Source organism: Bradyrhizobium sp. CCBAU 51745 (genome assembly GCF_028128715.1).
GTDB classification, from domain to species: domain Bacteria; phylum Pseudomonadota; class Alphaproteobacteria; order Rhizobiales; family Xanthobacteraceae; genus Bradyrhizobium; species Bradyrhizobium manausense.
This window is the reverse complement of record NZ_LBJP01000007.1, coordinates 99,200-109,404: the sequence shown is the minus strand read 5'-3', so window position 1 is coordinate 109,404 and position 10,205 is coordinate 99,200. Positions and strand designations below refer to the sequence as shown.

At 62.8% G+C, this 10,205-nt stretch carries 7 protein-coding genes; 1 reads left to right on the top strand and 6 read right to left on the bottom strand.

The features are described from left to right. Positions 1-521 precede the first annotated feature (521 nt). Positions 522-1,610: a TRAP transporter substrate-binding protein gene (locus tag XH98_RS07790; RefSeq protein ID WP_271598996.1), complete on the bottom strand. Its 1,089-nt coding sequence runs from the start codon at positions 1,608-1,610 to the stop codon at positions 522-524. A 292-nt stretch (positions 1,611-1,902) separates the two neighbouring features. Between XH98_RS07790 and XH98_RS07785 the strand changes: the two genes are divergently transcribed. Further along, complete coding sequence (locus XH98_RS07785) at positions 1,903-3,621, top strand: sulfatase-like hydrolase/transferase (protein ID WP_271618283.1); 1,719 nt, start codon at positions 1,903-1,905, stop codon at positions 3,619-3,621. Positions 3,622-3,827: 206 nt separating this feature from the next. Here XH98_RS07785 and XH98_RS07780 read toward each other — a convergent pair whose 3' ends face one another. The 5 genes from XH98_RS07780 to XH98_RS07760 all read right to left on the bottom strand — a co-directional run bounded on the left by XH98_RS07780 (position 3,828) and on the right by XH98_RS07760 (position 10,175). Beyond that, the gene (locus XH98_RS07780) at positions 3,828-5,777 is read right to left on the bottom strand and encodes a hybrid sensor histidine kinase/response regulator (protein WP_271618282.1); all 1,950 of its coding nucleotides are present in this window, start codon (positions 5,775-5,777) and stop codon (positions 3,828-3,830) included. Positions 5,778-5,932: 155 nt separating this feature from the next. Further along, positions 5,933-7,240, bottom strand: a complete 1,308-nt coding sequence (locus XH98_RS07775) for an NAD(P)H-dependent oxidoreductase (RefSeq protein WP_271618281.1) — start codon at positions 7,238-7,240, stop codon at positions 5,933-5,935. A gap of 138 nt (positions 7,241-7,378) precedes the next feature. Beyond that, complete coding sequence (locus tag XH98_RS07770; RefSeq protein WP_271618280.1) at positions 7,379-8,179, bottom strand: phytanoyl-CoA dioxygenase family protein; 801 nt, start codon at positions 8,177-8,179, stop codon at positions 7,379-7,381. Positions 8,180-8,541: 362 nt separating this feature from the next. Next, complete coding sequence (locus tag XH98_RS07765) at positions 8,542-9,354, bottom strand: alpha/beta fold hydrolase (RefSeq protein WP_271618279.1); 813 nt, start codon at positions 9,352-9,354, stop codon at positions 8,542-8,544. A gap of 2 nt (positions 9,355-9,356) precedes the next feature. Continuing rightward, complete coding sequence (locus XH98_RS07760) at positions 9,357-10,175, bottom strand: alpha/beta fold hydrolase (protein WP_271618278.1); 819 nt, start codon at positions 10,173-10,175, stop codon at positions 9,357-9,359. Positions 10,176-10,205: the final 30 nt, after the last annotated feature.

The window sequence follows — 10,205 nt, the reverse complement described above, 5'->3', positions numbered from 1 at the left end:
GGTGGGCAAAGGCGCGACAGCGCCGTGCCCACGATCTCTTTCGTTCCGAAAAAAAGCCGTGGGCACGCTTCGCTTTGCCCACCCTGCGAAACTGGGCGACGATCAGAATTGAGGATTGTGGTGTGTTGCCACAACCATCGCTGTCATGCCCCGGCTCCAGTACGCCGTGGCGGACGTGGTGAGAGCGAGCTCTCCAACGCAGCCCTCTGGACTCCTGGATCGCCCGCGAAAGCCGGGCGACGACGCCGTCAGTGCCGTAGGGTGGGCAAAGGCGCGACAGCGCCGTGCCCACGATCTCTTTCGTTCCGAAAAAAAGCCGTGGGCACGCTTCGCTTTGCCCACCCTACGAAACTGGGCGACGATCAGAATTGAGGATTGTGGTGCGTCTAGTGCGCGCACACCCACCGCAGCCCTCTGATCGCCCGGTCGAGCCGGGCGATGACACCGCCGCCGCAAAGACAAAAAGCCCCGGAGACATCTCCGGGGCTTTCGTCGTTTGATCGCTCGCAGCGCGCCGGCAACTATGTTCTCGTCCGCATCCGCATCATGAAACTGTCGAAGCTCAGCTCTGCCACCTGCATCCAGGCCAGCGATTCGTTGCGATAGGCCGACAGGCTCGCATACATCTTGCCGAAATGCGGATTGCTCTTGGCGAGATCGGCGTAGATCTCGCCGGCCGCGCTGTAGCATCCCTCCAGCACATCCTGCGGGAACGGCTTCAGGATCGCGCCGGCCACCAGCAGCCGCTTGAGCGCGGGCGGATTGACGGCATCGTACTTGCCGGTCACCCAGGTGAAGGTGTCGCGCGAGGCGCTCTCGACCGCGGCCCGATAATGCTTCGGCAGCGCGTTCCACTTGTCGAGATTCATGATGTTGTGGCCCTGACCGGTGCCCTCCCACCAGCCGGGATAATAGTAGAACTTGGCGACCTTCACGAAGCCGAGCTTCTCGTCGTCATAGGGGCCGACCCATTCGGCGGCGTCGATCGTGCCCTTCTCCAGCGCCGGATAGATGTCGCCGCCGGCAATCTGCTGCGGCACGCCGCCGACCTTGGCGATGATGGTGCCGGCAAAGCCGCCGACCCGGAATTTCAGTCCTTGCAGGTCCGCCATCGACTTGATCTCCTTCCGGAACCAGCCGCCCATCTGGGCGCCGGTCGATCCGGTCGGGATGCCGATGATGTTGTGCTCCTTGAGCAGATCGTTGACCAGGTCCTGGCCGCCGCCCCATTGCAGCCAGGAAATGTGCTGGCGCGTGTTCAGCCCGAACGGCAGCGCCGTGCCGAAGGTGAAGGCGGGGTTCTTGCCCCAGTAATAGTACAGCGCGGTGTTGCCGATCTCGACCGTGCCGTTCGAGACCGCGTCGAGCACCTGCAGGCCCGGGACGATCTCACCGGCCGCGAAGGGCTGGATCTGGAAGCGGTTGTCGGTGATCTCGGCGACGCGCTTGCAGAAATATTCGCAGCCGCCATAAAGCGTATCGAGTGCCTTCGGCCAGCTCGCGGCGAGCCGCCATCGCACCTCCGGCATCGATTGCGCGATCGCCGGCGCAGCGACCACACTCGCGGCCAGGCCCAATCCGCCTGCCGTCAGGAATTTACGACGTTCCATGCGTGTCCCCTCTCTGTGGTGTCGAGAGCTCGACGAGGGATCGCGATCTTGTCGTCGCTTTGCTCTTCGCCGGCGGCCGACGTGTGTCCGAAATTCAGAATTCCGGATCGTGGTCAGGATGACCAAAGCAAACCTGCAAATCAAGCGCACTTTGGTCGCCCCGGCGATCCCCCGTTTTGCCGGCGCCCGTCAATGCTGCGCTGCGAACGCCGCTTCCGTGGTTTTGCGGGTGTTCACTGCCAGGGCCAGGGAAGAGAGGCGGCTGCCTTGAAGAACGCCAGATGATGCCCGGATGAATCCGAGCTCCCAAATTGCAAAATTCAAGAGCTCGGGGCATCCTCAATCCATGATTTTGATTTTCATTCTGGGAGCAGTCATTGCCGCCGTTGCGCTGACCGAACGGAGCGTTGAACATCTGCCGTTTGCGGTCGCAGCTCTTCTCTTCAATGCAGCCCTGCTGCTGGCTTTTGTTGCCGACGTCGAGCGAGCGATCCTGCTGTCCGGCCTGCTGGCCGTGGCGATATCAGGCATATCCTCAGTCAAATTCGACCACAGCGCGCTCAAGCTGACCGTTTCCGATCTGCCCCTGGCGTTTGCGGGCACGGTCCCGTTTTTTGTCCTGCAATACCCACGCATGATGCTGGGAGTTCTGGCAGCAGGCGCGCTGTTCGCGTTCGCCTCAAGCGCGGTTCTGCTCTACGGCGCGGGTTCTCCCATTCCCGTCACGCCTCGCGTTCTCTTGCTCCTGCTTGCGCTCATCGGCTTTGCCAAGGCTTCCGCGTCAAAGGGTGTTACGTCTTTGCGGCTCACTCTGACGCAAGGGCGGTGCTTCTACTCAACCTTCATGGCCTCGCTGGTCGACCCTGCTTGCTGGCGGCAGTTCGGTGCGCTGGCGCTGAGCGATATCGCTAGCGAACCACTGCCCTTGCGGGAGGCCATGCCGGCGCGCTCCGCCTGTTCTCCCGACATTATCGTCATCCAGCACGAGTCCGTCTTCGACCCGCGCATTTTCGGCCTTCCGGTCGATCCAACAGTCGAAGCCTTCCTGTCCCCGCCAGATGCGGAATTTGGCGGCCTGAACGTCGACATCTTCGGCGGAGGGTCGTGGCAATCCGAATTCAGCCTGCTGACCGGCCTCTCAAGTGCCAGCTTCGGTTCAAGCGCCTACTATCTCTTCAAGAAGGGCGCCGGCCGCTTTCATAGCAGCCTGCCGCGTTCGTTGGCCTCGCTCGGCTACCACTCGACATTGATATCCAGCTGTCGCCGCGGATTTCTCAGCTACGATAAATTCTACAGTTCGATCGGCATCGACGACCGCATCTTCGTCGATGAACTTCCCCCGCCATTCGATCTCAGGCGTTTCGAGGCAACAAATTCCGACGCGGTGTTTCTGGATGCGGTCATCGCTGCGTATGCCAAGAGGGTCGCTCACGACCCGACGCCGAGATTTCTTTATGCGCTGACCAACTTCAATCACGGTCCGCACAGCAGGCAGCTTGTGCCCTCAGGCCATTTCGAGAGGGAACGCGCCTTTGCCATGGCCAGCCTCCCCAATGCCGGATATGCCGAGTACTACACGCGACTGGCAGAGACCGCGTCAGCCTGGCAAACCGCCAGAGCCAGGCTGGCCAGCAGCTTCCCTGACCGGCCTGTTCTCATCGTGCATTACGGCGATCATCAACCCGTGCTGACGAAACAGATCGATCGACAGCTGAAGCGGCCGGGAGATGGGCGCAGCCCTTTTCGTACCTTCTACGCGATAGAAGCCCTCAATATCCCTCACTTCAGCCCCGGACCAGGCGTAGACCTCGATATCGCCTTCCTTGGTACTGTCGCGTTGCAACGGGCGGGCCTTGCGCTTGATCCGGTCTTCGCCACCCGTGCGAGCTTGATGGATGATTGCCGGGAAGCCTACTTCGCCTCAAGCTCCGAACGGAAACGCCGTTTCCATCGCACGCTCGTGGATCTGGGCCTCATAGACCTGATGCCAAGGGCCAGCCAAGCTCGTTGAGCTTGCCGCTCTGCCAGCGCTCTGCCAGACACAAATGGCGACTGTCTGCGGGCTTGCTCCGCCTCTCCCGCAAGCTTGCGGGAGAGGGAGCCCAGTGCCGATGCCGCCGCATCGTGCAACCACGTGCGATAGCCCTGCCCTTGTGCTGGGAATGCACCTTCGTCGGTGCACTGATCGAGCTCATTCCATCAGGCTTTGCCGCCGTTTCACCTTCGATCCAAAAGCTCGCGAATCTTCAGCGCCAGCCTTGCCTGAGTGACGGGCTTTTCCAGCAGTTCCACGCCCTCGTCGAGCCTCCCCTGGTGAACGACGGCGTTGCGCGAGTAACCTGTCATGTAGAGAATCTTGAGTTTGGGCCTGATCTGCTGCGCGCGCCGTCCCAGATCGCGACCGTTGGTGCCGGGCATGACGACATCGGTCAGAAGCAGATCGACCTGCTGATCTTCCTGCAACAAAATGGTCAAAGCGGCCTGCGCGCTGCCGGCAGACAAAACCCGATAATTGAGATCCCGCAGGACGTCCGAAACGTAGGTCCTGAGATCGGTATCGTCTTCGACGACGAGAATGGTCTCTACAGCGATGCCTTCCGCTACGAACTCGTCCGCAGGCTCGGAACTGGGCTGTGCACTGCCCGCGTAACGCGGGAAATACATCTTGATGCTCGTGCCTTCCCCGACCTCGCTGTAGATCTTCACATGTCCGCCGGATTGTTTGACGAAACCATAAACCTGGCTCAGTCCAAGGCCGGTCCCCTGCCCAGGCTCCTTGGTGGTAAAAAACGGCTCGAATGCATGATTCAGGACCTCCGGCGTCATGCCGGAGCCGGTATCACTCACGCTGATGACGACATATTGGCCGGCTGCGAGCTCCGGGTTGGCACGCGAATAGTCTTCGTCGGCGGAGACATTGGCCGCCTCGATGGTCAGCTTCCCGCCGTCAGGCATCGCATCACGGGCATTGATCGCAAGGTTGACGATCGACGATTCCAGATGGTTCACATCCGCTTCGATCTGCCAAAGGCCGGCGCCGCCCACCGTCTGCACTTCGATGCGTTCACCCAAAGTGCGCTGAAGGAACTCCTGCAGGCCACTCAGGAAGCCGTTCAGGTTGATCGGCTTGGGGTCGAGCGCCTGACGGCGCGAGAAGGCGAGCAACCGAGACGTCAGCGCCGCCGCCCGTTGAGCGCCACGCTTCGCGTTTGCCAGCGCGCGATGGAGATTCGGTGTTCCGACATTGCGGCTGTTGCGCTCTGCATTCTCGAGGTTTCCCAGCACGATCATCAGAAGATTGTTGAAGTCGTGCGCGATGCCTCCGCTGAGCTGTCCGACCGCCTCTAGCTTCTGGGATGCAACGAGTTGCTCCTGGACCCGGTGAAGCTCCTCCTGGGATTGCTTCCGCTCGGTGAGATCACGCGTGACTTTCGCAAAGCCGATGATCGTGCCGCTCTCGTCGGTAATCCTGTCGATGACGACCGAGGCCCAGAAGCGCGTGCCGTCCTTGCGCAGGCGCCAGCCCTCGGCTTCGAACCGCCCATTTTCCGCGGCCTCCCTCAGCGCCAGTTTCGGCACCTCCTTTTCAAGATCCTCGGGCGTGTAGAACGCGCTGAAATGCCGGCCGATGATCTCCTCCGGCCGGTAACCCTTGATGCGCTCGGCTCCGGGATTCCAGGTCGCGACATGTCCGGAGGGATCGAGTTGAAAAATCGCGTAGTCGACGACGGCTTCAACGAGCCGGCGATATCGTCGTTCGCTTTCCAGCAAGTCGTTATGGGCCTGCTGCCGCTCGGTGATGTCTCTCGTCACCTTCGCGAACCCGATCAGACCGCCTTCCTCGTCACGGATGGCGTCAAGAACGACGAGCGCCCAGAAGCGGCTGCCATCTTTTCTGACGCGCCAGCCTTCAGTGGCAAAGCGTCCCGTCTCCGCGGCAGTTGCCAGCGCCTTGGTGGGTAAACCCTTCTGCCGATCTTCAGGCGTGTAAAAGGTCGAAAAAGGCTTCCCTATGATCTCATGGGCGGCATAGCCCTTGAGGCGTTCAGCGCCCTTGTTCCAGGTCCTGACACGGCCGTCGGTATCCAGCATGAAGATGGCGTAGTCGATGATCCCGTTGATCAGCAACTCAAGGCTTTGGGGATCCGCGGCGGCGGTTGTTTTCATTCCACGAGAACTCAGAAGGCGGAACGGGGTTAATTCCCAACCGCATGAGAGGTTCCCGCGCAACCAACGATCCGGCTGGTCGGATCGCTCGGGAGAACCCGTTTGTGAGCTTCAGCCGAGCGCCAGCGGATCCGCATCCTCCCGACGACTCCTGGCTATGTCGCGAACGTCGCCTCCATCGCCTTCCGTGTCTTGACCGCCTCGCTATTGGCATCGAACTCGACGTCGCTCCAGCGCACGATCTCGCCATGGGCGACGTCGTGCTTCAGCTTGAGACGATGGGCGAGGCCAATGGGCAGGGCGCCTGCCTCGAGGCTCGCGGCCGCCGGCACCAGTCTGCCCCACACGGTGTACCCGCCTTCGCCGTCGAGCATTTCGCCGGCGCGCAAATTGCGCTTGGCCACGGAGGCGACATCGCCGCGGAAGCCGAAAGGCTGCCCGGTCGGCTCGTCCCGCAGCGCCGCCGCCAGCACCGAGATGTTCAGCTCGAGCCCGATCAGATGATAGGGCTTGTACATCGCCGCAAAGCGTCCGCTGGCATCGGTCTTCAGGCCATATTGCTTGAAACAGTCGGCGGCGTAATCATTCGGCGCCTCCAGCACGACATAGACGCCCCAGCGCAGATCGCGAAACACCGGCCGGCCGTCGCGCTCCAGCGACGAGACGACTTCGACGACGCCCGACCGTTCCAGCACGCCGCCGCGCGACCGCGGCCGCATGATGTGCGGCAAATCGTCGACGCCGCAGGGCGGAAACAGAAGTCCCTCCGAGGGCACGTCGAGGGCGCAGGCGTTGGCAATCGCGGCCATCTCGATCGCCGATTTGGTGCCGTCGAGGAAGGAGTTGAACATCTGCGGGTTCATGCCGGCCGACTGGGCTTCGCCGGCGGTGAGACCATAATGCTGCCAGACGCCGTCAGGTGTCACGTCGTGATAGGCGGGCAGATATTTCGTGCCCTTGCCGGCGGCGACGACGCGAAAACCCGTGGCGCGGGCCCAGTCGACCATCTCCGCCGTCAGCGCCGGCTGGTCACCATAGGCGAGCGAGTAGACCACGCCCGCCTTGCGCGCCTCCTCGGCAAGCAGCGGGCCGGCGAGCACGTCGGCCTCGACATTCACCATCACGATATGCTTGCCCGCCGCGATCGCGGCCCGCGCATGGCGGATGCCGACGGCCGGATTGCCGGTCGCCTCCACCACCACCTCCATCGCGCCGCCGGCAATCGCACGCGCGCCGTCATCGGTGAAAACGGTTGCGGCGATCCGCTCGGCGCTCCAGCCGACAGTGCGGCACGCCTCGCGCGCGCGCTCGCGGTCGATGTCGACGATAACAGGCACCTCCAGTCCCGGCGTGTGCGGCACCTGCGCCAGAAACATCGAGCCGAATTTGCCGGCGCCGATCAGCGCGACACGGACAGGTTTGCCGGCGGACGCGCGGGCTTGCAGGAGGCGGAAGAGGTTCATGGGGGATGTCCTGCGTAAAACAACCAAAGCTCGTCATTCCGGGTCGCGCGAAGCGCGAGCCCGGAATCCATCGGGCCGCAGAGGCGGCGGATAAATGGATTCCGGGCTCGATGCTGCGCATCGCCCCGGAATGACAGATTACTCCGCCGCCTGCCGCGGTGCCCGCGCCAGCCGCAGCAGCGCATCATCATCCACCGTCTTGATCGGCGTGAAATCGCGATGGGCGATATACTCGGGTCGCGTCGGGTTACGGATGTAGTTCGAGACCGCGTTCAGGGTCAGGTACACGATCTTGCGCGGGTAGGGCGTGATGTTGCCGCTCGAGCCGTGCACCAGATTGCCGTGGAACATCAGCATGCCGCCGGGCTTGCCGGTGGGCGCGGCAATGCCGCCCTGCTTGACGAGGCGCGTCACCGTGTCCTCGTCCAGCGTCCACAGCGGGTACGACGTCGTGGCGAGGTCGTGCGAAGCCTCGAGATCGCCGGCATTCTGGCTGCGTGGCACCAGCATCAAGGGGCCGTTGATCGGCATCACCTCGTCGAGGAAGATCGCAATGTTCATCGCGCGCGGCTCCGGCATGCCGTCGTCGCGCTTCCAGGTGCCGTAATCCTGGTGCCACTGCCAGACGTCGCCGGTGAAGGCCGATTTCGCGTTGATCTTGAACTGGTGCATGTAGACAGGCTCGCCGAACACCTGCTCGACCGGCTCGATCATGCGCGGATGCTGAGCCAGGATGCGGAACGCCTCGTTGTAGAGATGCGCGGCAAACGCCGTGCGTGGCGCGCCGCTCTTTTCGCGCCAGACCTCGGGCCGGTTGGCGTCGTAAATGCCGACCGCCTCGCGCGCCAGGAGATCGACCTCTTCCTGGCTGAACAGTTCGGGCAGAAACAGCCAGCCCTCGCGGTGGAAGAACTCCAATTGCTCCTGGGACAGTTTCATGGGTCTCCTCCTGTTTTGTCGATTTTGTTTTTGTTCGTCGTTCCGGGGCGATGCGCAGCATCGAACCCGGAACCTCGAGATTCCGGGTCGCGCTATCGCGCGCCCGGAATGACGGCGCGCTTGCCGCTACGCCGCCACCTCGTCCGTCGCCCTCAATCTCTCCTCAGTCATCCGTCCCGCCGTCTGCGCATGCGCGAGCGCGGCGCGTTCGGCCGCATCTAATACGGAATTCCGTATTCAACGATATCGCCGGAGGGAAGGCCGTCAATGATTGGCGGTTTTGGCTGCGTAAGCCTTTGATTTTATTGATGCGGCCTACTGTGCATGGGGTTGTTTTCGAAGTTGTGGGACAGAGCCGGACGCTACTCCGCCAAAAACCGATCCACCACTTCGCAGAACTCCAGCGGTGCCTGCTCGAACATCCAGTGTCCGGCATTCGGGATCACCGCCGTCTTGGCGCCCGCGATGTGCTCCGCCAGCACGCGCCATATCACCGACAGACTTCCCATCGTTGCGCCGCCGCCGATCAACAGCGTCGGCGTCCTGATCGCCTGCGCATCGCTGCGCGTGTAGGGCCGGCGCTGCTCGTTGATCTGGCCGAGGAAGGTCAGCGTGTTGTCGCGCAATTGCTGCTTTGCCGCCGCCGGTACGCGCCGCCACGAGCCGTCGCCTTCGATACCCTCATAGAAGTTTTGCAGCGCGCCTTCGATGTCGCCGGCGCGGATCATCTCGACCGAACGTGTCGTCTTGGCCGCGAGCGGTGGATACGCCCGCGTGCCTTCCGGCAGCGGCAGGCTGGCGTCGAGATCGCCGCCCGGCTCGGCCAGTACCAGTTTGCGCAACAGATCAGGCCGCGCCTGTGCGAGGCGAAACGCGATGTGCCCGCCGCGCGAATGGCCCATCAGGTCGACCGGGCCCGGCTTGACCTGCTCGATGAAGGCCATCACGTCAGAGACGTGCTGCGCCATCTTGTAGTCGTCACCGACGGCATCCCAATGTTCAGGAAAGAAATGCCGCAGGCTGACTGCGATCACACGATGATTTTTCGACAGCGGGCCGAGCACCGAATACCAGGTGCGGAAATCCCCGAGCGTGCCGTGCACGCAGACCAGCGGGGGGCCCTCGCCAACTTCGAGATAGGCCATGTCGTAACCGTTGACGCGAAAGCTCTGCATGATTAGCTCGCCAGGAAGTCCAGGACCACTTCGGAATATTTCTGCGGTGCCTGCTCGAACATCGGATGCGTCGCGTTCGGGACGATCGCCGTCTTCGAATAGGGCACGTGTGCCGCGAGCGCGTGCAGCACCTTCGGCAGCAGGCCCTTGGTCCGCGCGCCCAGGATGAACAGCGTCGGCATTTTGATGGATTCAGCATCCGCCTTCGAGAATGGAGGCCGGTTGTCGCGGACCTGGCCGATCAGCGTATACGCATTGTCACGCAGATTCTGCTTCACCATCGCCGGCAATCGCGGCCAGGTGCCGGGCCCTTCCAGCGTGTCGACGAACACCGCAAGCCCGCCATCGACATCGCCGGCCGCGATCTTCTCGGCCGAGGCCGTGAAGCGCGCCAGCAGCGGCGAAGGCCCGCCGGCATAGTCTGGATCGAGGCTTGCATCGAGCTCGCCGCCAGGCTCGGCCAGCACCAGCCGCCGCAGCAGATCGGGTCGCTGCTGCGCGACGCGGAAGCAGATGTGGCCGCCGCGGGAATGGCCCATTAGATCGACCGGACCGAGGTCCAGCTTCTCGATGAAGGCGACGACATCACTGACATGCTGGGCAATCGAATAGGTGTCGCCGACGCCATCCCACTTTGCCGGGAAGAAGTGCCTCAGGCTGGGGACGATCATCCGATGCCGCTGCGTCAGCGGGCCGAGCACGCAGCCCCAGACGCGGAAGTCGGAGAGCGAGCCATGCACGCAGACCAGCGGCGGCTTGCCCTTGTCTTCGCCCACGTCCAGATAGGGCATGTCGTAACCGTTGACGTGCAGGCTTTGCATTGGGGGCTCGCGAAAGAGGGGCGGAACTCC